The sequence below is a fragment of the Nonomuraea sp. JJY05 genome (assembly GCF_043496855.1).
In the GTDB taxonomy this organism is placed as follows: Bacteria; Actinomycetota; Actinomycetes; order Streptosporangiales; family Streptosporangiaceae; genus Nonomuraea.
The window spans coordinates 141,308-161,102 of sequence record NZ_JBIEIS010000006.1; the positions used below are offsets into that span (position 1 = coordinate 141,308).

Annotated in this window: 23 protein-coding genes; 14 read left to right on the plus strand and 9 right to left on the minus strand. The window is 72.6% G+C overall.

What is annotated here, in order from left to right; translation table 11 throughout:
- Positions 1-66: 66 nt before the first annotated feature.
- The 3 genes from ACFKCF_RS10195 to ACFKCF_RS10205 are packed head-to-tail and all read right to left on the minus strand — an operon-like array spanning position 67 to position 3,790.
- On the minus strand, positions 67-2,349 hold the full coding sequence (locus ACFKCF_RS10195) for a xanthine dehydrogenase family protein molybdopterin-binding subunit (RefSeq protein WP_394492726.1): 2,283 nt from the start codon (positions 2,347-2,349) through the stop codon (positions 67-69).
- Positions 2,346-3,308 (minus strand): FAD binding domain-containing protein, encoded by a 963-nt coding sequence (locus ACFKCF_RS10200; protein ID WP_394492727.1) that lies wholly within the window; start codon positions 3,306-3,308, stop codon positions 2,346-2,348. Before ACFKCF_RS10200 ends, ACFKCF_RS10195 begins: the two co-directional genes overlap by 4 nt.
- Complete coding sequence (locus ACFKCF_RS10205; RefSeq protein WP_394492728.1) at positions 3,305-3,790, minus strand: 2Fe-2S iron-sulfur cluster-binding protein; 486 nt, start codon at positions 3,788-3,790, stop codon at positions 3,305-3,307. The genes ACFKCF_RS10200 and ACFKCF_RS10205 overlap by 4 nt, the downstream gene beginning before the upstream one ends.
- Before the next feature lie 109 nt (positions 3,791-3,899).
- Between ACFKCF_RS10205 and ACFKCF_RS10210 the strand changes: the two genes are divergently transcribed.
- The 5 genes from ACFKCF_RS10210 to ACFKCF_RS10230 all read left to right on the plus strand — a co-directional run bounded on the left by ACFKCF_RS10210 (position 3,900) and on the right by ACFKCF_RS10230 (position 6,745).
- Positions 3,900-4,274 carry a BlaI/MecI/CopY family transcriptional regulator gene (locus ACFKCF_RS10210; RefSeq protein ID WP_387559214.1) on the plus strand — a complete coding sequence of 125 codons (375 nt, stop codon included), beginning with the start codon at positions 3,900-3,902 and terminating at the stop codon, positions 4,272-4,274.
- Entirely contained in the window at positions 4,271-5,218 is a 948-nt protein-coding gene (locus ACFKCF_RS10215) for a M56 family metallopeptidase (RefSeq protein WP_394492729.1), read from the plus strand. The genes ACFKCF_RS10210 and ACFKCF_RS10215 overlap by 4 nt, the downstream gene beginning before the upstream one ends.
- 97 nt (positions 5,219-5,315) lie before the next feature.
- Positions 5,316-5,492, plus strand: coding sequence for a hypothetical protein (locus ACFKCF_RS10220; RefSeq protein ID WP_394492730.1), 177 nt, complete (start codon positions 5,316-5,318; stop codon positions 5,490-5,492).
- On the plus strand, positions 5,492-6,160 hold the full coding sequence (locus ACFKCF_RS10225; protein ID WP_394492731.1) for a PolC-type DNA polymerase III: 669 nt from the start codon (positions 5,492-5,494) through the stop codon (positions 6,158-6,160). The genes ACFKCF_RS10220 and ACFKCF_RS10225 overlap by 1 nt, the downstream gene beginning before the upstream one ends.
- A gap of 66 nt (positions 6,161-6,226) precedes the next feature.
- A complete protein-coding gene (locus tag ACFKCF_RS10230) occupies positions 6,227-6,745 on the plus strand; it encodes an EXLDI protein (protein WP_394492732.1) in 519 nt (172 codons plus the stop codon).
- Between the two features lie 178 nt (positions 6,746-6,923).
- On the opposite strand, the gene ACFKCF_RS10235 is transcribed toward ACFKCF_RS10230, so the two are convergent.
- Complete coding sequence (locus ACFKCF_RS10235) at positions 6,924-7,679, minus strand: ZIP family metal transporter (protein WP_394492733.1); 756 nt, start codon at positions 7,677-7,679, stop codon at positions 6,924-6,926.
- A 75-nt stretch (positions 7,680-7,754) separates the two neighbouring features.
- On the opposite strand from ACFKCF_RS10235, the gene ACFKCF_RS10240 reads away from it, so the two are divergent.
- A complete protein-coding gene (locus tag ACFKCF_RS10240; RefSeq protein ID WP_394492734.1) occupies positions 7,755-8,315 on the plus strand; it encodes a hypothetical protein in 561 nt (186 codons plus the stop codon).
- 61 nt (positions 8,316-8,376) lie between these two features.
- On the opposite strand, the gene ACFKCF_RS10245 is transcribed toward ACFKCF_RS10240, so the two are convergent.
- The gene (locus tag ACFKCF_RS10245; protein ID WP_394492735.1) at positions 8,377-9,144 is read right to left on the minus strand and encodes an IclR family transcriptional regulator; all 768 of its coding nucleotides are present in this window, start codon (positions 9,142-9,144) and stop codon (positions 8,377-8,379) included.
- A gap of 146 nt (positions 9,145-9,290) precedes the next feature.
- Here ACFKCF_RS10245 and ACFKCF_RS10250 point away from each other — a divergent pair, with 146 nt between their 5' ends.
- The 4 genes from ACFKCF_RS10250 (at position 9,291) to ACFKCF_RS10265 (ending at position 12,514) form a co-directional block, all read left to right on the plus strand.
- Positions 9,291-9,749, plus strand: a complete 459-nt coding sequence (locus ACFKCF_RS10250) for a hypothetical protein (RefSeq protein ID WP_394492736.1) — start codon at positions 9,291-9,293, stop codon at positions 9,747-9,749.
- A 45-nt stretch (positions 9,750-9,794) separates the two neighbouring features.
- A complete protein-coding gene (locus ACFKCF_RS10255) occupies positions 9,795-11,240 on the plus strand; it encodes an amino acid permease (protein ID WP_394492737.1) in 1,446 nt (481 codons plus the stop codon).
- A gap of 4 nt (positions 11,241-11,244) precedes the next feature.
- On the plus strand, positions 11,245-11,994 hold the full coding sequence (locus ACFKCF_RS10260) for a cyclase family protein (protein ID WP_394492738.1): 750 nt from the start codon (positions 11,245-11,247) through the stop codon (positions 11,992-11,994).
- Between the two features lie 70 nt (positions 11,995-12,064).
- Positions 12,065-12,514: an Lrp/AsnC family transcriptional regulator gene (locus ACFKCF_RS10265; RefSeq protein ID WP_394492739.1), complete on the plus strand. Its 450-nt coding sequence runs from the start codon at positions 12,065-12,067 to the stop codon at positions 12,512-12,514.
- On the opposite strand, the gene ACFKCF_RS10270 is transcribed toward ACFKCF_RS10265, so the two are convergent.
- Both ACFKCF_RS10270 and ACFKCF_RS10275 read right to left on the minus strand, forming a co-directional pair.
- Positions 12,501-13,913 carry an aldehyde dehydrogenase family protein gene (locus ACFKCF_RS10270; RefSeq protein WP_394492740.1) on the minus strand — a complete coding sequence of 471 codons (1,413 nt, stop codon included), beginning with the start codon at positions 13,911-13,913 and terminating at the stop codon, positions 12,501-12,503. The genes ACFKCF_RS10265 and ACFKCF_RS10270 overlap by 14 nt on opposite strands.
- Positions 13,906-14,982, minus strand: coding sequence for a homoserine dehydrogenase (locus tag ACFKCF_RS10275; RefSeq protein ID WP_394492741.1), 1,077 nt, complete (start codon positions 14,980-14,982; stop codon positions 13,906-13,908). The genes ACFKCF_RS10270 and ACFKCF_RS10275 overlap by 8 nt, the downstream gene beginning before the upstream one ends.
- Before the next feature lie 152 nt (positions 14,983-15,134).
- On the opposite strand from ACFKCF_RS10275, the gene ACFKCF_RS10280 reads away from it, so the two are divergent.
- Positions 15,135-15,905, plus strand: coding sequence for an IclR family transcriptional regulator C-terminal domain-containing protein (locus ACFKCF_RS10280; RefSeq protein WP_394492742.1), 771 nt, complete (start codon positions 15,135-15,137; stop codon positions 15,903-15,905).
- On the opposite strand, the gene ACFKCF_RS10285 is transcribed toward ACFKCF_RS10280, so the two are convergent.
- Positions 15,895-17,001, minus strand: coding sequence for a Gfo/Idh/MocA family protein (locus tag ACFKCF_RS10285; protein WP_394492743.1), 1,107 nt, complete (start codon positions 16,999-17,001; stop codon positions 15,895-15,897). The genes ACFKCF_RS10280 and ACFKCF_RS10285 overlap by 11 nt on opposite strands.
- The gene (locus ACFKCF_RS10290) at positions 16,998-17,777 is read right to left on the minus strand and encodes a ThuA domain-containing protein (RefSeq protein WP_394492744.1); all 780 of its coding nucleotides are present in this window, start codon (positions 17,775-17,777) and stop codon (positions 16,998-17,000) included. Before ACFKCF_RS10290 ends, ACFKCF_RS10285 begins: the two co-directional genes overlap by 4 nt.
- A gap of 192 nt (positions 17,778-17,969) precedes the next feature.
- Between ACFKCF_RS10290 and ACFKCF_RS10295 the strand changes: the two genes are divergently transcribed.
- From ACFKCF_RS10295 to ACFKCF_RS10305, 3 genes are all read left to right on the plus strand, one after another.
- Positions 17,970-18,458: a zinc ribbon domain-containing protein gene (locus ACFKCF_RS10295; RefSeq protein WP_394492745.1), complete on the plus strand. Its 489-nt coding sequence runs from the start codon at positions 17,970-17,972 to the stop codon at positions 18,456-18,458.
- 118 nt (positions 18,459-18,576) lie between these two features.
- Positions 18,577-19,587: a LacI family DNA-binding transcriptional regulator gene (locus ACFKCF_RS10300; protein ID WP_394492746.1), complete on the plus strand. Its 1,011-nt coding sequence runs from the start codon at positions 18,577-18,579 to the stop codon at positions 19,585-19,587.
- Between the two features lie 76 nt (positions 19,588-19,663).
- Positions 19,664-19,786, plus strand: coding sequence for a hypothetical protein (locus ACFKCF_RS10305; RefSeq protein ID WP_394492747.1), 123 nt, complete (start codon positions 19,664-19,666; stop codon positions 19,784-19,786).
- The last annotated feature ends 9 nt before the right edge of the window (positions 19,787-19,795 follow it).

A 19,795-nucleotide genomic window follows, 5' to 3' on the forward strand; every position in this document is an offset into this window, starting at 1 on the left:
ATCAACCCTCTCCGGTGATGTCTGCCCCTTCCGGTTCCCGCAACGTACCATACCCCCCTACCGTATTCAAAGCATGAGCTTGTCCGGGGTGATGGGCAGGGATCGGACGCGCTTGCCGGTCGCGTGGTGGACGGCGTTGGCGACGGCGGCCGCCACGCCCACGATGCCGAGCTCGCCGATGCCCTTGGCGCCCAGCGGGGTCTGCGGGTCCGGCCGGTCGACGAAGCGGATGTCGATGTCGGGCACGTCGGCGTGCGTGGGCACGTGATAGTCGGCCAGGCTCTGGTTGACGATCAGGCCCGTGCGCTCGTCGAGCAGCGCCTCCTCGGTCAGCGCCATGCCGATGCCCATGATGATCCCGCCGCGCATCTGGCCGGCGGCCTGCTTGGGGTTGACGATCCGGCCGCCGTCGAACGCCCCGGCCCAGCGCGTGACGCGCGTCTCGCCGGTGTCCTCGTCCACCCGCACCTCGCAGAAGTGCGCGCCGTAGGAGTAGGTGCCGCGCTTGATCGTCTGGTAAGGCGGCGCCGACTTCCCCTCCACCTCCACCGCGTCCAGCCCGGCCCTGGTCAGGATGCGCTCATAGGTCTCGCCTCCCCGGGGGCCGAACAGGCCGCCGTCGCGGGTCTCCACCTCGCCGGGCGACAGCCCGGCCAGCGGCGAACCGGTGCCCCGCGCCAGTTTCAGCAGCTCGCGGACGAGGTTGTCGCGGGCCGACCAGATGGCGGAGGCGAGCGTGGTGGTGGCGGCCGAGGCGCCGGGGATGCGGGTCCTGGCCACGTCGGAGTCGCCCTGTTCGAAGCGGATCCGGTCGAGGGGCAGGCCGAGCCGGTCGGCGGTGGCCTGGCTCTGCGCGGTCGAGGTGCCGGCGCCCAGCTCGTTGGTGCTGCTGCGGACGGTGACCGTGCCGCCGGCGGACAGGCGGAGCTTGACTCCGGCGATGAGCACGGCGTCGGGGTTGATCGCGGCGGCCATGCCGTACCCGATGAGCCAGCGGCCGTCCCGCATGGCGCGGGGCTCGGGCGGGCGCCGCGACCAGCCGAACGCGTCGGCGCCGAGGGTGTACGCCTCGCGCAGGTGGCGGCTGGTGAACCGGTTGCCGCCGGCCGGGTCATGGTCCGGCTCGTTGCGCAGGCGGAGTTCGAGCGGATCGAGGCCGAGCCTGCAGGCCAGTTCGTCCATGGCCGACTCCAGGGCGAAGGAGCCCGGTGCGACGCCCGGGCCGCGGAAGAAGGCGTTCTGGATGCGGTCCAGGCGTACCACCTGCTGGGCGCTGTGGAGATTGGGGCAGGCGTACAGGTGCCGGGAGGCGATGACCGCGGCCTCGGCGAACTCGTCGGCGCTGCACGACGACAGGCCGTGGTGTTCCAGCGCGGTGAGCCGCCCGGAGGCGTCGGCGCCGAGCGAGACGCGGCTGCGGGTCGGGGCCCGGCCACCGGTCATGGCGAACAGGTCGGCGCGCGACAGGACGAGCCTGACCGGGCGGCCGGAGAGCCTGGCCGCCGCCACGGTGAGCCAGACGTGCGGCCAGGCCACGCTCTTGCCGCCGAAGCCGCCGCCGATGAACGGCGCGAGCACGCGCACGTTCTCCTCGGGCAGGGAGAACTTTTTGGCCAGCATCTCCTTGACCCCGTAGGGGTACTGCGAGGTGTCGTGGACGGTGAGCCGGTCGCCCTCCCAGTGGGCCACGGTGGCGTGCGGCTCCATCGCGTTGTGGTATTCGAGCGGCGTGGCGTACTCGGCCTCGACGGTGACCGCCGCCCGGGCGGCGCGGGGGTTACCGATCCTGGTCACCGGTTCTTCCAGTACGGCGTGCGCGGGCGTGAAGGGCCGCTGCCCGGTCATCGACAGGACGGCGGGCCATCGCTCGTAGTCGGCGTGGATCAGCGAGGCCGCGTGCCCGGCCTGCTCCGGGGACTCGGCGACGACCACCGCGATGGGCTGGCCGTACCAGAAGATCTCGTCGGTGTTGAGCACGGGCAGGCTCATCGCGGCGGCGCCCAGCGGGCCGCGGAGGGTGGCGTAGGCGCCGGTGCGCCTCATCGCGGGCGCGTTGTGGTGGGTCATCACCAGCAGCACGCCGGGCGCCGGAGGGATGTGGACGGTGATGATGCGGCCTCTGGCGACGGTGCTGCCCACCACGGCGGCGTGGACGAGGCCGGGGAGCCGGTGCTCGGCCGTGTAGCGGACGGCGCCGGCGGCCTTGGCATGGCCGTCCAGCCTGTCGGCGGGCCGGCCCAGTTCGGCGCGCCGGCGAGCCAGGGGGTCGGGCCTCCCGTCGGGGAGGAGCCTGGCCAGCCTGGTCATCGCCTTGCTCGCCAGGGTGAAGCCGCGGGATGCGAGGGTCATGACCGGGCTCCCTTCAGGGCTCGGCGGATCAGGCGCCTGGCCAGCTCGGGCTTGAACGCGTTGTGCTCGCGCGGCCGCGCGTCCGCCAGGGCCCGCTCGGCGGCCTGGTCGATGAGGTGATCGTCGAGCGAGGTGCCGGTCAGGAGTTGTTCGGCCTCGTACGCGCGCCACGGCTTGGGCGCGACCCCGCCCAGCGCGATGCGCACCCGGCTCGCCCGCCCGTCCTCCAGGTGGGTGAACGCGGCCACGCTCACCAGCGCGAAGGCGTAGCTGGCCCGATCGCGGACCTTCAGGTAGACCGAGCGGCCGGCGGGGACGGGCGGCAGGTCGATCGACGTGACCAGCTCGCCCGGCCGGAGCACCGTCTCCAGGTGCGGGGTGTCCCCGGGGAGGAGGTGGAAGTCCACCAGCGGCACGGGGTCGCGGCCGGCGATGTTGACCACGGCGTCGAGGGCGGCCAGGGCCACGCACATGTCCGACGGGTGCACGGCGATGCACTTCTCGCCCGCGCCGAGGACGGCGTGCGTGCGGTTGAAGCCGTCGAGGGCGTCGCAGCCGGCGCCCGGCTCGCGCTTGCCGCAGGCCGAGTGGCGGTCGTAGAAGTAGCCGCAGCGGGTGCGCTGCAGGAGGTTGCCGCCCACCGTCGCCCGGTTGCGCAGCTGGGGCGAGGCGCCGTTCACGATGGCCTGGGACAGCAGCGGGTAGCGGTCGCGGACCCGCCGGTCGGCGGCCACGCGCGTGTTGCCGGCCAGGGCGCCGATCCGCAGCCCGCCGTCGGGCAGGTCCTCGATCCCGGCCAGCGGCAGCCGGCCGATGTCCACCAGCCGCTGCGGCGTCTCGATGCCCGCGCGCATCAGGTCGACGAGGTTGGTGCCGCCCGCCAGGTATTTCGCCCCTTCGGCGGCGAGGGCGCGGGCCGAGGCCGGGTCGGTGGCGGTGACGTAGGAGAACGGGTTCACCGGCCGGCCTCTCTCACGGCGGCCAAGATCCCGTTGTACGCGCCGCACCGGCACAGGTTCCCGGCCAGCCGCTCCCTGATCTCGGCGTCCGTCAGGCTCGCCGCCCCGACGGCGCTCGGCACCCCCGCGTCGTACTCGGCGAGCATGGCGACCGCCGAGCAGATCTGCCCCGGCGTGCAGTAGCCGCACTGCAGGCCGTCGTGACGCACGAACGCCTCCCGCATCGCCCGCCCCGCCTCGCCGAGCCCCTCGATGGTCGTGATCTCGGCGTCCTGGCACTGGGCGGCGAGCACGAGGCAGGAGTTGACCCGCTCGCCGTCCACCAGCAGCGTGCAGGCGCCGCAGGCGCCCTGGTCGCACCCCTTCTTCGTCCCGGTCAGGGCGAGGTGTTCGCGCAGGCAGTCGAGCAGGCTGACGCGGGTGTCGAGCTCCAGCTCGTGCCGGCGGCCGTTCACCGACAACCGCACCTGTATGGATGGCATCCGAAGACTCCCTCTAACTCGTACATCTATGTACGGCTTACCGAGCCGACTATACCCCTCCTCCGTATGGCATATCCTCGGCACTACGACCGCGGATAGCATTCGTGGCATGATGCGCGGCCTAGGAGAGCTCGAGTCCACCATCATGGAGCGGATGTGGGCCCGGCGGCAGCCTGCCTCCGTCCGGGACGTGCTGGAAGAACTGCAGCAGGAGCGCACCATCGCCTACACGACGGTCATGACGGTGATGGACAAGCTGCACACCAAGGGCCTGCTCAAGCGCGAGCCCGTCCGCCGCGCCTACATCTACGAGCCGGTCGCCTCCAAGGAGGCCTACACGGCCGACCTGATGCGGGCCGCGCTGGCCGGCAGCGGCAACCAGGCCGCCACGCTGGTGCACTTCCTCGAACGGCTCACCCCCGAGGAGGCGACCGCCCTGGAGGCGGCCCTGCAGGTGTTCCCGCCCAAGGGCGGGTCGGCGTGATCGCAGCCGCCGTCCTGGCGCTCTACACGGTGGTCGCCGCGATCTGGCTGCCGCGGCTGATGCGGACCGCGCGCTGGGCCGACCGGGCGCCCCGGCTGGCGATCGCGATGTGGCAGGCGGCCGGCGCCTCCGTGGTCGCCTCCGCCGTCCTGGCCGCGTTCGCCTTCGCCGTGCCCGCCGACGTCGTGGGGCACGGGCTGGCCGGGCTGTTCGAGATGTGCGCGGCGATGCTGTCGGACGGCGACGGCCTGACCGTGGCCGGCGCGGGCGCGCTCCTGGCCGCGGGCGCGGTGCTGGTGCGCCTGCTCTCGTGCGGCGCGGCCGTCCTGGCCAGGACGGGCATGGAACGGCGCGCGCACGCGGCGATGCTCGGCCTGCTCGGCCGGCGCGACCGCGACCTCGACGCGATCGTGCTCGACCACGACGAGCGGCTGGCCTACTGCCTGCCGGGCAGGCGCGCCCAGACCGTCATCACCACCGGCGCCCTGCGCAGCCTCACCCCCGAGCAGGTCGCCGCCGTCCTGGCGCACGAGCGCGCCCACCTGCGCGGCAGGCACGACCTGGCGCTCGCCGCGGCGCACACTCTGGCCAGGGCGTTCCCGAAGGTGCCCGTGTTCGGGGCGGCCAAGGCGGAGATCGTCCGGCTGATCGAGCTGCTGGCCGACGACGTCGCGGCGCGGCGTCATCCCCGGGTGCAGATCGCCGCCGCGCTGGTCGGCCTGGCCACCGGCCGGGCGCCCGCGTTCGCGCTCGGCGCCGGCGGCGACACCGCGCTCCTGCGCGTACGCCGCATGCTCAACCCCGCCTCCCCGCTCAAGCGCGTGGAGCGCCTGACCGGCGTGGCGAGCGTGGCCCTGCTGCTGAGCGGGCCCGCGGCGGTGGCGCTGGTGCCCGGCCTGGCCTCGCTCGTGGCGCACCACTGCCATTCCCTCCTCACCTTCTGAGCCCGCGACGCCCGAACCGCCTCACCCTCGTCACTCGCGCTGAGGCGCGAATTCCTCTACGCGGGTGTGCGAACGGGCGACGGGGTACCGTCACCGCGTGGACGCGCCCGCTGCTCGGATCACCTTGTTCCTCGCCGTACGGAATGTCCCGTACGCCACCGACGGTGCCCATGACGCCGAAACGCTGATGACCCTCGATGAGGTAGGCGGATCCGGCCAGGCAGTCGCCGCGCATGTCCGCGCCAGCGGATTCACCCAATCCGGGAACAGCTGATGGAGGAACGGAGAACGCTGTACGACGACGCCGTCCTCGCCCGCCACACTCTGGTCGTCATCGACTTCGAGGGGCTGACGCCGCAGGGCCGCCCCCTGGTGCCGGTCGAGGTGGGCGTGTGCGCCGTCAAGGCGAGCGGCGGCGACCTGGCCGAGGTGTGGCGGTTCGAGTCGTTGATGGCGCCGCCGGCCGGCGTGCACGTCACCCCGTGGGACGTGCGGCAGACCGGCATCACCGAGGCGATGCTCGCCACCGCCCCGCCGCCCGAGCAGGTCATCGCCGCCCTCGACGACCGCCTGACGGCGCCGCCGTACCGGCTCGTCGCCCATCATGCCGCGACGGAGGCGGCCCTGATCGCCGGGCTGCGGTCGTGGTGCCCGCGGCTGGCCGCCGTCCCGCTGCTCGACACCGTGCGGCTGGCCCGCCACCTGTATCCGCGGTTGCCCTCCCACAGCCTGGACACCCTGATCGCGCACCTCGACATCCCCCGCCCGGCCGGACGCCACCGGGCCCTGCCGGACGCCGAGGTGACGGTGCGACTGCTGCGGCGCCTGCTGGCCGAGGGGGGACGCACGCGCTGGCGGTCCCTGTACGACCTCGACGCCATCGGCGGCCTCGCGCCCAGACGACCACCACACCGGCCGAGCGAGCAGCCGGGCCTGTTCTGACCTCTGCCTGTTGCCACTGGATCCTCTTATACGTAGGCTTATACGTATATACAGAGGAGGGCGACCATGGCGCGCGACACGACGATCGAGATCGCGGAGGAGGACCTGCCGCTGCTGGCGCGGGCGCAGGACCTGACCGGCGGCACGCCGGCGACGGCGATCAGCGAGGCGCTGCGGCGCTACGTCGAGGCGGAGGAGGGCCGCCGCCAGGGCTACGACGAGATCGTCATCCAGGCCGCCGGGGACGAGCGGCGCTTCTCGGGGGTGCTGCTCGGCGAGTGGGGCCGCACCAGCCGCAGCGGGCGGGTGGAGACGTTCCGGGTGTACCGCTCCGGCGAAGGCACGTTCGTCCTGCACGTCGATCGGTCGCCCGACTGGGTGAGCGGTTCGGAGCCCGGCGACCGGGCGACCACCTGGCTCGGCCACCTCGGCCTGGGCGAGAGGAGCTGGAGCCGCGTGCCGGGCGAGGCCACCGTGGAGGCCGTCGGCACGATCGAGGAGCTGCGCGGCAAGATCCCCGGCGAGTTCCACGACCGGATCGCCAGGATCGCCGAGCGCCCCGCCCTCGAGGACCTCGACCTCTGAGCCACCCGGCCGAGCTCGAACTCGCGCTCACCGCCACCTCCCACGGCGACCTGGTGCCGGCGAGCGCCGACCTGCCGGAGCTCCCGGGTCGGCGCTCCGCACGTCCTGGTCACCGGGATGCTCCCCTACGGCCGGGTGCGGATTCGCGCTCCGCGCCGATGGCTCGGCCGGTGAGGATTCACTCGGCCAGGCGCTCGATGGCGAAGGCCGCCAGGAACCCGACGGTGGTGATGAGCCCCGTGAGGGTGTGCGCGCGCTCGAAGGCCTCGGGGATCATCGTGTCGGCCACCATGGCGAGGATCGCTCCCGCCGCCACACCCATGATCACCGCGGTGAACGCGGGCGAGGCGGACTGCATGGTCAGATTGCCGAGCAGCGCCGCCAGGCCGCTGGCCAGCGCGATCCCGCCCCAGATGCCGAAGACGTAGCGGGCGTCGCGGCCCGCGCGCTTCATCCCGGCGGCGCTGGAGAGCCCTTCGGGCACGTTCGAGACGAACACCGCGGCGAGCACGGCGGGCCCGATCTTGCCCTCGCCCACGAGGGACAGGCCGAGCACCACGGACTCGGGCACGCCGTCGAGCAGGGCGCCGATGGCGATCGCCGCGCCGCTTCCCTGGACGTCGGCCTCGCTCGGTTGCTGATCGCCCGAACGTTTGCGATGCCGCGCGCCGTACCGGGCCAGCAGCGCGTTGGCCGCCACGTAGGCGCAGGCACCGGCGAGGAAGCCGGCCGCGGCCGGTAAGAGCCCGCCGGCGCGCTCAGCCTCGTCCATCAGCTCGAACGACAGCGCCGAGATCAGGACACCGGCCCCGAAGGCCATGATCATGGCGATCCAGCGCGCCGGGACTCTCACCGACCAGGCGATCGCGGCCCCCAGGACCAGGGCCCCACCGGCCACCAGCCCCCACATCCCCGCTTCCAGCCATTCGGGCATCACCACACCTCCCACCTGCAGGACTGTACGCGCCGCGGGCTCCCGGCCGCAGGGGGCGGCAGTAAACTGCCCGGCATGCGGCGATTGAGCAGTACGGTGGTCGTGGTCGCGGGGGACGGCGCCGCGGAGCTGGTCGCGGGCCTCGACAGACTGCACAACGTGCGGGCGATCCCACGGGGAGAGCTCCGGCCGGCTGAGGTGATGGAGATCGCGGGGCGCTCGGCGGCGACGTACGTCGTGCACGACGCCGATCCGCTGGCCGACGTGGCCGCCGCATGGACGGCGTTCTTCGACGGCACGGGCGTGGTCGGCGCCCTGGAGGTGGCCATCGAGGCCGCGCTCGAAGAGCTGCGCGCCGACCGGCTGGTGCTGCCCGACTACTACCTGGTCATAGACCCCGACGGGATGCCCGGGACGTGGCGGCACTGGTGGCTCGGGGTGCTGGCCGGGGCCGCGCCCGTACGGGTGGTGCCGGTGCGCTCCTCGGCGGCGGCGGTCGCCGAGGAGCTGGGCCGGCTGACGGCGGGACGGTGGTGGCCCGCGGACCTGCGCGCCTGGCTGCGCGAGCTCCCCCGCGTGGTGCCCGACCGGGCGGGGCTGCCCGCCCCGCTCACCGACCTGGCCGGTACGGGCTGATTCGACGGGCCAGCCACCCGGATCCGCCACCCGTGACGCGCCCGCCCGGACTCCGTAGCGGCTACCGGGGCTGGTCCGGGGTTCCCCGCAGGGCGTTCTCCAGCCGTCGGGCCCAGCGCAGCGCGGTGGCCGCGAGCTCGGCCGTACGGGCGGCCAGGCGGACGCGCGGCCCGACGACCTGGACCGCCGCCGCCACCTCGCCGCGGAAGTCGCGGACCGGGGCGGCGACCGAGTACAGGCCGGGTTCGGCCTCCTCGTCGACGATCGAGTAGCCGCGCTCGCGGGTGACGGCCAGCCGCCGCAGGAAGTCGTCGACGCCGGTGGGCGTGTTGGGGCCGTGGCGGACGAAGTCGGTGCGCGCGAAGACCGCGGCGACCTCCTCGTCGTCGGCGTCGCTGAGCAGGACCTGCCCGCAGTCGCTGCAGTACGCCGGGTAGGGGCGGCCGATCCAGGAGCCGACCTGCTTGCTGCCCTGGGGGACGCGTTCGGCGATCGTCACGGTCGTGTCGCCGACGAGGACGCCGAGATAGCAGCTCTCGCCGGTCTCGGCGGTCATGCCTTCCAGGACGGTCTGCCCGTCGGTGCGCAGGCGGTGCGCGGTGAGCTCCTGGGCTCCGGCGTAGAGCCGCCAGTGCAGGGCGGTCGACCGCGACCCGTTGCGCAGGACGAACTCCTCGTCGCCCATGGCGGCCAGCCCCCGTGAGAGCTGGCTGCGCTCGCGGCCCATGTCGCGGGCCAGATCACTGATCGAGGTCCGGCGGCGCCCTTCGGCGGTCCGGCGCGCGAGCGCCCTCAGAACGTCAAGGCCCTTGCCCACGCTCGATTCCATGAACCCCTCAGCCACGTCGCACGCCCGCTGACACCTTACTGCGTCTGCACCCTTCGCAAATTGTGCATCATTTACATCTTCCAATGCACTATATGCACGTCTAGCATCTCTCCAACGGCTCCACGCGAGAAGGGACGGCGAAAGCCATGTCCACGACGATGACCTCCACACCCCACGAGCGGGCCTCCGCGGCGGCCCGGCGCCGTCCGGTCCGGGCGATAAAGGTGTACTGGCCCGTCTCGCGTCAGACGCTGGCCGCCATGGCCGCCGGAGACGTCGCGGCCCTGGAGGCTGACCCGTCCCTGGGCGAGCTGCTCCACGTCCTGGAGACCTCGCCGGAGGTCGGGGACTTCGGGCTCTACACCGACGTGTTCGAGGTCGGCATCGGCGCCGAGGGGTTCACCGCGGTCCACGGCGCCACGCCGACCCTGGGCGCGATCGGAGCCCGCTCCCTGTCCCCCACGCTCACCTTCACCACCTACATCGACGCCTCCGCCACAGACGACGAGGTGTCGTGGGTCCTGTCCCGCATCATGGACGCCCATCCCTGGGAGGTCCCGGTCATCGAGCTCTCCGCACCCCTGGATCTCGTCCTCCGGGCCTGATCAGCGGCTCGCCCCCTTCCCTTCATGAGGACCTTGAGGACTGTCATGGCCATATCACCACCCACCTCGGAGCCCACGGCCGAGCACGGAGCCCAGGGCTCGCTGCGCCGTTCGATGACCACCCGCCACCTCGTGATGATCGCGATGGGCGGCGTCATCGGCTCCGGCCTGTTCCTCAGCTCCGGCTACACCGTCTCGCAGGCCGGCCCGCTCGGCGCGGTGCTCGCCTACCTGGTCGGCGCCTTCGTCGTCTACCTCGTCATGACCTGCCTGGGCGAGCTCGCCGTCGCCCACCCCGTCTCGGGCGCCTTCCACGTCTACGCCTCCCGCGCGATCAACCCGGCGACCGGTTTCACCACCGCCTGGCTGTACTGGCTGACGTGGGCGGTCGCCCTGGGCTCGGAGTTCACCGCCTGCGGGCTGCTGATGCAGCGCTGGTTCCCCTCGGTCAGCGTCTGGGTGTGGTGCGCCGTCTTCGCCGCGGTCGTCTTCACCGTCAACGCCGTCTCCGCCCGCGTCTTCGGCGAGACCGAGTACTGGTTCTCCCTCATCAAGATCATCGCGGTGGTCGCGCTCATCGTGCTCGGCGGAGCCGCCCTGGCCGGGTTCCACCCGCTCGCGGACGAATCCCAGGCGTTCCCGTCCCTGCTGCAGAACTTCGACACGCCGCAGGGCCTGTTCCCGCACGCCGCCTCCGGCATCCTGGTCACCATCCTCGCCGCCTTCTACGCCTTCTCCGGCTGCGAGCTCATCGGGGTCGCCGCCGGGGAGACGGACGACCCGGCGACCGCGATCCCCAAGGCGCTGCGGGTGACGGTCTTCCGGCTGCTGGTCTTCTTCGTCGGCTCGATCACCGTGATCGCCGCGATGATCCCGTACGACCAGGTCGGGCTCGACCAGAGCCCCTTCGTCACCGTCTTCTCCGCCATCGGCATCCCCTACGCACCCGACGTCATGAACTTCGTGATCATCACCGCGCTGCTGTCGGCCGGGAACAGCGGGCTGTACTCCTGCGCCCGCATGCTGTTCTCGCTCGCCGAGGAGGGCCAGGCCCCTCGGGCGCTGCGCCGCCTGAACAAGCGCGGGATCCCCATGGCCGCGCTCGCGGTCAGCATGCTGGGCGGCATCGCCTCCCTGCTCACCAGCGTGATCGCGGCCCAGACCGTCTATCTCGCGCTGGTGTCGATCGCGGGCTTCGCCGTGGTGGGGGTGTGGATGTCCATCGCGGCCTCGCAGTTCTTCCACCGGCGCAAGTTCCTCAAGGCCGGCGGCGACGTGCGGACCCTCGCCTACCGCACGCCCTTCTATCCCGTCGTGCCGGTCCTGGCGTTCGGGTTGTGCGCGGTCTCCCTGGTCGGCGTGGCCCTGGACCCGGCCCAGGTCGCCGCCCTGTACTTCGGCGTCCCATTCGTGGCGATCTGCTACTTGTATTACCACCTGCGACACGGCCGCCGTACGCGTCCGGCCCCCATCCAGACGAAGGAGAGCTGAGCTCATGGAACCCCCTCTGTGGTCGGCCTATCGCGAGCTCACCGCGAAGGCGACCTGCGTGGACCTCACCCATGCCTTCCACCCGGGGCAGCCGCACTTCGCCGCGTTCCCGGACGAGCGCCGCGAGAAGGTCTTCGACATGGATCGCGGGGACGGCTTCAACGTCCACCTGTACACGCTCGTCGGGCAGTGGGGCACGCACGTCGACCCGCCCGTGCACTTCGTGGCCGGGGCGCGGACGGTCGACGAGATCCCGGTGGAGGAGATGATGCTGCCGCTGGTGGTGCTCGACATCACCGCGCGGGTGGAGGCCGACCCGGACGCCACCCCGACGACGGAGGACGTCGCCGCGTGGGAGCGGCGCAACGGGAAGATCCCCGCGGGGGCGTTCGTGGCGCTGCGTACCGGTTGGGGCCGGCGCTGGCCGGACCGGGACGCGATGGCCAACAAGGACGCGGCGGGGGTCAGCCACACCCCCGGCTGGTCGGCCGAGGTGCTGCGGTACCTGTTCGAGCAGGCCGGCGTCACCGCGATCGGCCATGAGCAGACCGACACCGACCCGGGGTCGGCCACGTCCGTGGGCGACTTCGGCCTGGAGCTGTACGTGCTGGCGCGGGACCGGTGGCAGATCGAGCTGATGGCCAACCTCGACCAGGTGCCCGAGACGGGCGCGCTGATCGTGGCGACCTGGCCCAAGCCCCAGGGCGGATCCGGGTTCCCGGCCCGCGTGTTCGCCCTGTGCCCGACCGACTGACAGCGCGCGTGACGGCCCCGGCGGACCCGTGTCCGCCGGGGCTGTCGTGACGTGGGAAACGGATGCCGCGATGGACCGGCCAGGCCCCCTCGACGCGATCGACGAGAAGATCATCGCCGAGCTCACCCGCAACGCCCGCCTCTCCCACGCGGAGCTCGGGCAGCGGGTCCTGCTGTCACGCAACGCCGTGCGGCAGCGGATCGACCGGCTGGAGCGCCGGGGACATATCCGCGGATACACGCTCGTACGCGGGGACGACGGCGACGAGGACGTCGCCTCGGCCCTCGTCCTGGTCTACCGGCAGGACCGGATGCGCGGCGGCGACGTGCTGGCCGCGCTCAAGCGCATCCCGGAGGTCGTCATCTGCGACGTCCTCAGCGGGGAGTTCGACCTCATGGTGCGCGTCGAAGCCGCCACGCTGGAACGCGTCAAGGGCATCTGGGAACAGATCGCCCAGATGCCCGGCGTACGCGACACCGTGACGGCGCTCACCCTGTCGCAGGTGGTCAACCGCCGCTGATGCACACGACCTTCGGTTGTGTCATCTCCTCGAACGCGAAGCGCACGCCCTCGCGGCCCATGCTGCCGTACTTGAAGCCGCCGAACGGCATGGCGTCGAGCCGGTAGTCGGAGGAGTCGTTGACCATGACCCCGCCCGCTTCCAGGAGCCGGGCCGCCGTCATGGCGTGGTCGAGGCTGGCGGTGAAGACGCCGGCGTGGAGGCTGTAGTCGATCTCGTTGGCGCGCGCCAGCGCCTCCTCGAAGGAGTCGAACGGCTGCAGCACCACGAGCGGCGCGAACGCCTCCTGCCGCCAGAGCGCGCTGCCGGCCGGGACGTTCTCCAGCACCGTCGGACAGTAGAGGCCGCCGTCGAGCTCATTTCCGCACAGCAGCACCGCGCCCCGCGCGACGGCCTCCTCGGCCTTGCCCCTGGCGGCCAGTGCCGCCGCCGGAGTGATCATGGGGCCGACGTCCGTGCGCTCGTCGCCGGGGTCGCCCGTGACCAGCCGTTCGGTCCTGGCGATGAACGCGGCGCGGAACTCCGCGTACACCTCGCGGGCGACCAGGATGCGCTGGGTGCCGACGCAGTTCTGGCCCGCGGCCCAGAACGCGCCGGAGACGCAGGCGTCCACCGCGCGCGGCAGGTCGGCGTCGGCCAGGACCAGGACGGGCGCGTTGCCGCCGAGGTCCATGGCGAGCTTCTTCAGCCCGGCCGAGCGCGCGATGGCCTCTCCGGTGGCGAAACCGCCGGTGAAGGAGACCATGCGCACCTCAGGGGAGGCGACGATCGCGGCGCCGAGGGCGGCGTCGCCGTTGACGACGGTGACCACCTCCTCGGGCAGGCCCGCCTCCACGAGGGTGTCGGCCAGCCGCAGCGCGGACAGCGGGGTCAGCTCGGACGGTTTGAGCACGACCGCGTTCCCCCCGGCGACGGCGGGGCCGAGCTTGTGCGCGACGAGGTTGAGGGGATCGTTGTACGGGGTGATCGCGGCGATGACGCCCAGGGGCTCGCGAGTGAACCAGCCCTGGCGGCCCTCGGACCCCTCGAAGGAGTCGAAGGGCAGCACCTCCCCGGCGTTGCGGCGGGCCTCGGCTGCCGAAAGCGCCAGGGTGTTCACCGCGCGGGCGGTCTCCTTCCTGGCCTGCCTGACGGTCTTGCCCGCCTCGGCCACGATCAGCCGGGCGAAGGACTCGCTCCGCTCGGCGACCAGGCGGGCCGCGCCGTCCAGCACGGCGGCGCGGGCGGCCCGCGACATGGCCTGGGCGGTGCTCCGCCCGCGCCGGGCGCGGGCCATGACCTCGCCGACGGCCTCCGCGGGAGTGTTGCAGACCGACCCGATGATCTCCGCCGTGTACGGGTTGCGCACGGCGATGAAGCCGGCGCCGGCGCGGGGAGCGGTGAGGACGCTGTCAGCCATGGAGGGACTCCTCGAGGACCGCTCGGGCGGGGACGGCCTGGCGCTGGTGGATGGCGATGATGTCGGACAGCAGCGCGTAGGCGGTCTCGACGCGCCCTGCGCCCGGCCCGGAGACGGTGACGGCGCCGAGCAGGTCGGTGTGGAAGGACACCGCGTTCGCCGGGCCGCTGACGCAGGCCAGCGGGTGTTCCACCGGCAGCGCGACCGGCGCCACCCGCGCGTCGACGGTGCCGTCCTCGCGCAGGGCGGCCGAGCCCACCAGCTTCCACCGCAGGCCCCGCGCGGCGGCATCGCGCATGTCCGCCGGGGTGAGCCGGGCGATGCCCCGCACGGAGACGTCGTCGCGGCGCAGGCCGGCGCCCAGGACCTCGTTCGCGAGGATCACGACCTTGAGCTGGACGTCGAAGCCCTCGACGTCGGCGGTGGGGTCGGCCTCGGCGTAGCCCAGGGCCTGGGCTTCCTTGACGGCCTCGGGGAAGTCCACGCCGTCTTCCAGCCGGCCCAGGATGTAGTTCGAGGTGCCGTTCATGATGCCCTCGACGCCGCTGATCCGCAGGCCCGCGAGCAGCCGCCGCGCCGTGCGCAGGACCGGGGTCCCGCTGAGCACCGAGCCCTCGCACTCGAAGCCGACGCCGTGCTCGGCGGCGAGCCGCCGCAGGGCGCGCCCGTGCAGCGCCACCGGGCCCTTGTTGGTGGTGCACACGTGCTTGCCGGCCTCCAGCGCCCAGCGCACGTGGGAGAGCGCCGGCTCGCCGTCGGCGGGGTTGGTGAACGTGGCCTCGGCGACGATGTCGCACGGCACGCCGCTGATCACCTGCTCGGTACGCGGATCGGCGCTGCCGCCCGGCAGCCCGGCGAAGCCCGGCTCGCCGGGTTTCGCGGCGAGCAGCGGGGCGAGGTCGATGCCGTCGCCGCGCACCAGCGAGCCGGCCCGCAGATCGCTGATGGCGACCACCCGCAGGGCGAATCCCAGCTCCGTGGCCAGCTCGTCGCCGCGTTCGACGATCAATTGGGCGAGCGCCCGGTTGACGCCACCGAATCCGATCAGGGCGAGGTCGTATCGGGTCATCGGCTTCTCCTTCGCGTTGTGACCGCGCCCAGCCTCGCCCGCGCGGGCGTCACCGCGACCATGCCGAAACGACCGGCGGTGCTGCCGATCCGCACCGCCGCGCGGGCGGTTGTCCTGCGGCCGGCCCGCGATCACCTCGCTATAGTGCGGATGTGACAGCGAACCCGCCGCAGAACGCCTCGGCCTCCTCGCTGCGCACGGCCCTGCGCATCGTCAACACGGTCCTGGAGCGGGAGACCTCCGGCCGGGCCGGGTTCAACGTCGCCCGGCTCGCCCACGAGGTCGGCATCGACCCCAGCAAGGCCTCCCGGATCACCCAGGAGCTGTGCGACCGGGGCCTGCTCGAACGCCGCGAGGATGCCACGCTGCGCGTCGCGGCCGAGTTCTTCGCCCTGGCCCGGGCCCTCGACCACGGGCTGCTCGGCGGCAGCCGCCCGATCCTGCGCCGGCTGGCGATCGAGCACGGCGCGAGCGCCCGCCTGTCCGTGCGCGACGGCGTGCTCGTCCGGCTGCTGCGCGCGGAGTCGGCGCCCGAGCAGTGGCCCGCCCGGACCAGCCTGGTCACCCCCTGCTGGTGCACCGGCGCCGGGCGCGCCCTGCTCCTCGACCACACGCGCGACGAGATCGCGGCCCTGCTCGCCGACTACGAGCTGATCGGGGTGGGCGGACCGAACGCCGCCCACTCGGCCGAGGAGCTGGTCGCGGCCAACGACCGCGACCGGCCGGACGGCATGGTCACCGCCCACGGCGAGTTCGAGCACGGCATCACCGAGTACGCCGTCCCCGTCCGCGACGGCGGCGGCCGGATCTGCGCCTCCGTCGCGCTCCTCGGCCGGCAGCCCGACCTGATGCCGCGCGCGGAGCAGATCCGCGCGGGCCTCGCCGCCGCTGCCGCCGCGCTGGAGGAGCTCGTCAGCTCGTGACGGCCCGCTGTCTCGGCAGCGCCGCCGTCGCCGTTCCCCAGGACTCGAGCCGCGTACGGATCTCCTCGCGTACGGGGTGGGACAGCGCTTCGCGGTAGGCCCGCTCCAGCAGCGCGTCGATCTCGACGCGCTGACCGGACTCCGCGGAGCGGACCGCCGCCTCGACCATCGCGAGGCTGCGGACGTTGCCCGCGATGGCCCCGGGCGGCTCCACCCCCGTGCGCAGCGCCGCCACGAACTCCGCGAGCGCCCCCTCGATCTGCTCGTGGGCGCCCCGCGGCACGTCCGCGGCGCCGCCGGCGCTGGACGTGACGCGGTCCTCGCCGTCCCAGGTGGCGCTGCCCTTGGCGCCGCTTGCCAGCCACTCCCCGTTCCAGGACGTCTCCGCCCCCTCCGCGCACCAGCTGCCGGTGAACACGTAGCGGGTGCCCTCCTCGAACAGGAAGGTCGCCGTCGCCGCCGCGTCGCCCCGGTACCAGCTCCAGGGCGGGTTCCAGCTCTCGCAGCCGACCGAGACCGGCTCCGCGCCGAGCAGGTGGCGGGCGGCGTCGAAGGCGTGGATGGCCATGTCGACCAGCAGCGGCTGCTCCATCTCGTCGCGGAAGCCGCCGAAGCGCGGGGCGCGGAAGAACCCGGTGGTGAGCAGCCCGATCGGGCCGAGCTCGGCGATCCGGCTCCGGTACGCCTCCAGGGCGGCGAAGTACCGGCGCGACTGGCTGATCATCAACAACCGCCCGGATGCCTCGGCGGCGGCGGCCTGGACGAGCGCCTCGGCCAGGTTCGGCGCGGCCGGCTTCTCGCACAGCACCGGCAGCCCGGCGAACAGCGCCTCGACGTTCACCGCGGTGTGGGCCTCAGGAATCGTGACGTTCACGACGGCATCCGGCTCGGTCACCAGGAGCTCGCCGAGCGAGGCGCCGACCTCGGCGTCCACGCCGACGGACCGTACGGCCTGGGCCGCCCGGTCCGTGTCGAGGTCGGCCACCCCGACCAGCTCGACGTCGCCGGACGCGGTCAGGGTCCGCATCCAGGCGACGCCCATCGCGCCCGCCCCGACCTGCACGACGCGGAGCGGGCGCGCGCCGGAGCTGCTCACTCGGCGTGCTCCTTGTTGTGGAGGGCGCCGCGGTAGCCGTGCCCGTTGAAGAAGTCGCCCGTCTCGTAGCGGAGCAGGATCGGCAGCTCGCGCCGCGACCGGTCGCCGGCCGCCCACTCGGCGCCGTTGGCGATGACGTGCAGCACGTCCGGGTGGTGGTAGACCGGATAGTCCTGGTCGCCGGGGCTGAAGTAGAAGATCTTGCCGTTGCCGCGCCGGAAGGTGCAGCCGCTGCGGAAGACCTCGCCGCCGCTGAAGGAGCTGATGAAGATCAGCTCGTCGGGCGTGGGGATGTCGAACTGCTCGCCGTACATCTCCTGGGCGGGGATCTCGATGGGGTGCGGGATGCCGCGGGCGATGGGGTGGGTCGGGTTCACCGTCCAGACCAGCTCGCGGTCGTTCTCGCTGCGCCAGCGCAGCGTGCACGTGGTGCCCATGAGCTTGGTGAAGATCTTCGACCAGTGGCCGGAGTGCAGCACCACCAGCCCCATGCCCGACAGGACGTGCCGGTGCACCCGCTCCACCACCTCGTCGGCCACCTCGGCGTGGGCGGCGTGGCCCCACCAGATGAGCACGTCGGTGTTGGCGAGCACCTCCTCGGTCAGGCCGTGCTCGGGATCGTCCAGCGTGGCCGTGGCGACGGTCGCCTTGTCACCCAGCCAGCCCTCGATCCCCCGTCGGATGGCGTTGTGCATGCCGTCCGGGTAGATCTCGGCGACCCGGGGTTCGAGCTGCTCGTGGCGGTTCTCACCCCATACCGTGACGTGAGTCTTCACGCATGTTCCTTTCTCATTTGATCGCGCCGCTGACGGCGCCGGACGCGATGTAGCGCTGGGCGAAGATCAGCAGCAGGCCCGCCGGGACGGAGGCGAGCACCGAGGTGGCCGGCACGGCCGCCCAATCCTCGCTGTTGGCGTTGATGTAGTCGTAGATGCCGAGCGTGATGGGCCGGACTTCCGGGGTGCGCGATGGCGATCCGCCGCTCGGCCGCCGAACGGCACGGCCGGCCCTCGGTCGTGCAACTGCGGCTCGCCCCCACGCCCGCCCAGGCCAACGCCCTCGCCACCGCGGTGCGGGTATGCAACCAGGCGGCCACCTACACCAGCCAGGCCTGCCCGGAATGCGGATGGACCAGCAGGGCGAATCGGCCGGCACGGGGCCGCTTCGCCTGCACCCGATGCGGCCTCGCTGGGCACGCCGACCGCATCGCGGCCCGCAACATCGCCCAACGCGGCGTCGCGGGCTGGGCTGCTGTCAACCAGCCACACGCTACCGGCCTCCCTTCAGCCAGACGGGACCGTGAGAGCAAGCCACCGGCTTGTGAGCTACTCCTTGGTGGGATTGGTTCGTCGAGCCCCCTGGCGGATGAGTCACGGAGAGAGCCAGGGGATCGGGATGCATCGCTCTCAAAGACATGGACAACAGTCAGTAAAGCGCTTAACCGCGCCTGCTTGTAAAGTATGTTGCGCCTATCGCCCGGTGATGTCAATAACTAGTTAAGCGATTTACCGAGGACCCGCGATAGAGTTATCCTGCTCTTCGCGCGCGCCCTCATGAGGCGGGAGGCAGCAATCCATGGTCACGATGCGCGATGTCGCCGAGCGAGCCAACGTCTCGATCGCCACGGTCTCCTTCGTCATCAACGGCACCAAGCGGGTCGCTCCGGAGACCCGGGCCCGCATCGAGGCGGCCATCCGGGAGCTGGACTACCGGCGCAACGTCGTGGCCCGCGCGCTGGCCAGCTCGCGCACGCGCATCCTCGCGCTGTTGCACCCCTACCTCGAGGCCCGGCCGATCGCCACGGCCAACCAGTTCCTCATGAGCGCCGCCCACGGCGCTCGCGAGCGCGGCTACGACCTCGTGCTGTGGCCCGTCAACGACGACGAGCAGATGTCCCACCTGCTCGCCGGCGGTCTCGTCGACGGCGCCCTGCTCATGGAGGTCCAGCTCCGCGACCCCCGGCTCGACCGGCTGATCGCGTCCGGGCTCCCCTTCGCGCTGATCGGCCGGACCGAGGACGAGGACCTGCCGTTCGTCGACATCGATTTCACCACGACGATCAACCAGGCCGTCGAGCATCTGCGCTCCTTCGGCCACCGGCGCATCGCGCTCGTCACCCTGCGCATGAGGGCCTCGACCGGGAACGAGCCCGGCTGGATCATGCGGGTGAAGTCCGCCTACCTCGACGCGATGGAGGCGGCCGGCGAGCCGAGCACCGTCATCACCGTGGAGGGCACCTCGGCCGGGGGGCGGAAGGCGGCGCGCCGGCTCAGCGAGGACTTCCCGGAGGTGACGGGCGTCGTCGTGGTGAACGAGGGCGCCTCGGCGGGGCTGGTCAAGGAATCGCGCGCGCTCGGCCGTAGCGTGCCGGACGACCTGTCGATCATCTCCGCGGCCACCACCGCCGAGCTCGGCGAGATGATCGAGCCGTCCCTGACCGTCATGACCGCGCCGGCCACCCAGCTCGGCCGCCTCGGCGTGAACGCGCTGATCGACCAGCTCGAAGGGGTGCAGGACGCCCCTCCGACCATCCTCATCCCCTGCACGCTGGTGCCGGGCCAGTCGGTCGGCCCCGCGCCGGCCTGAGACCGGGCCGCCGTCGTGGGCGCTGGAGGACGCGACGCTGCTGCCGGACACCGTCAGCGCGGAGCACGGATCCGTCGTGGCCACCGCCCGCCACCACCGGCCCGGCGAGGACCGCGCCGTGCCCCTGATCCCCTATCGCTCGTGGGCTCGCCGCGGACCGTCGGCCATGCGCGTCTGGATCCCGGAGGCTCGCGGCTGATCGGGCCGC

What these genes read in the sequence shown, in the direction of transcription:
- ACFKCF_RS10265 (WP_394492739.1), top strand. Translation starts at nt 12,065, where the DNA reads ATGGACCGGCCAGGCCCCCTCGACGCGATCGACGAGAAGATCATCGCC.
- ACFKCF_RS10275 (WP_394492741.1), bottom strand. Translation starts at nt 14,982, where the DNA reads ATGACCCGATACGACCTCGCCCTGATCGGATTCGGTGGCGTCAACCGG.
- ACFKCF_RS10295 (WP_394492745.1), top strand. Translation starts at nt 17,970, where the DNA reads ATGGCGATCCGCCGCTCGGCCGCCGAACGGCACGGCCGGCCCTCGGTC.
- ACFKCF_RS10235 (WP_394492733.1), bottom strand. Translation starts at nt 7,679, where the DNA reads ATGCCCGAATGGCTGGAAGCGGGGATGTGGGGGCTGGTGGCCGGTGGG.
- ACFKCF_RS10270 (WP_394492740.1), bottom strand. Translation starts at nt 13,913, where the DNA reads ATGGCTGACAGCGTCCTCACCGCTCCCCGCGCCGGCGCCGGCTTCATC.
- ACFKCF_RS10250 (WP_394492736.1), top strand. Translation starts at nt 9,291, where the DNA reads ATGTCCACGACGATGACCTCCACACCCCACGAGCGGGCCTCCGCGGCG.
- ACFKCF_RS10300 (WP_394492746.1), top strand. Translation starts at nt 18,577, where the DNA reads ATGGTCACGATGCGCGATGTCGCCGAGCGAGCCAACGTCTCGATCGCC.
- ACFKCF_RS10195 (WP_394492726.1), bottom strand. Translation starts at nt 2,349, where the DNA reads ATGACCCTCGCATCCCGCGGCTTCACCCTGGCGAGCAAGGCGATGACC.
- ACFKCF_RS10225 (WP_394492731.1), top strand. Translation starts at nt 5,492, where the DNA reads ATGGAGGAACGGAGAACGCTGTACGACGACGCCGTCCTCGCCCGCCAC.
- ACFKCF_RS10255 (WP_394492737.1), top strand. Translation starts at nt 9,795, where the DNA reads ATGGCCATATCACCACCCACCTCGGAGCCCACGGCCGAGCACGGAGCC.
- ACFKCF_RS10230 (WP_394492732.1), top strand. Translation starts at nt 6,227, where the DNA reads ATGGCGCGCGACACGACGATCGAGATCGCGGAGGAGGACCTGCCGCTG.
- ACFKCF_RS10210 (WP_387559214.1), top strand. Translation starts at nt 3,900, where the DNA reads ATGATGCGCGGCCTAGGAGAGCTCGAGTCCACCATCATGGAGCGGATG.
- ACFKCF_RS10205 (WP_394492728.1), bottom strand. Translation starts at nt 3,790, where the DNA reads ATGCCATCCATACAGGTGCGGTTGTCGGTGAACGGCCGCCGGCACGAG.
- ACFKCF_RS10245 (WP_394492735.1), bottom strand. Translation starts at nt 9,144, where the DNA reads ATGGAATCGAGCGTGGGCAAGGGCCTTGACGTTCTGAGGGCGCTCGCG.
- ACFKCF_RS10260 (WP_394492738.1), top strand. Translation starts at nt 11,245, where the DNA reads ATGGAACCCCCTCTGTGGTCGGCCTATCGCGAGCTCACCGCGAAGGCG.
- ACFKCF_RS10240 (WP_394492734.1), top strand. Translation starts at nt 7,755, where the DNA reads ATGCGGCGATTGAGCAGTACGGTGGTCGTGGTCGCGGGGGACGGCGCC.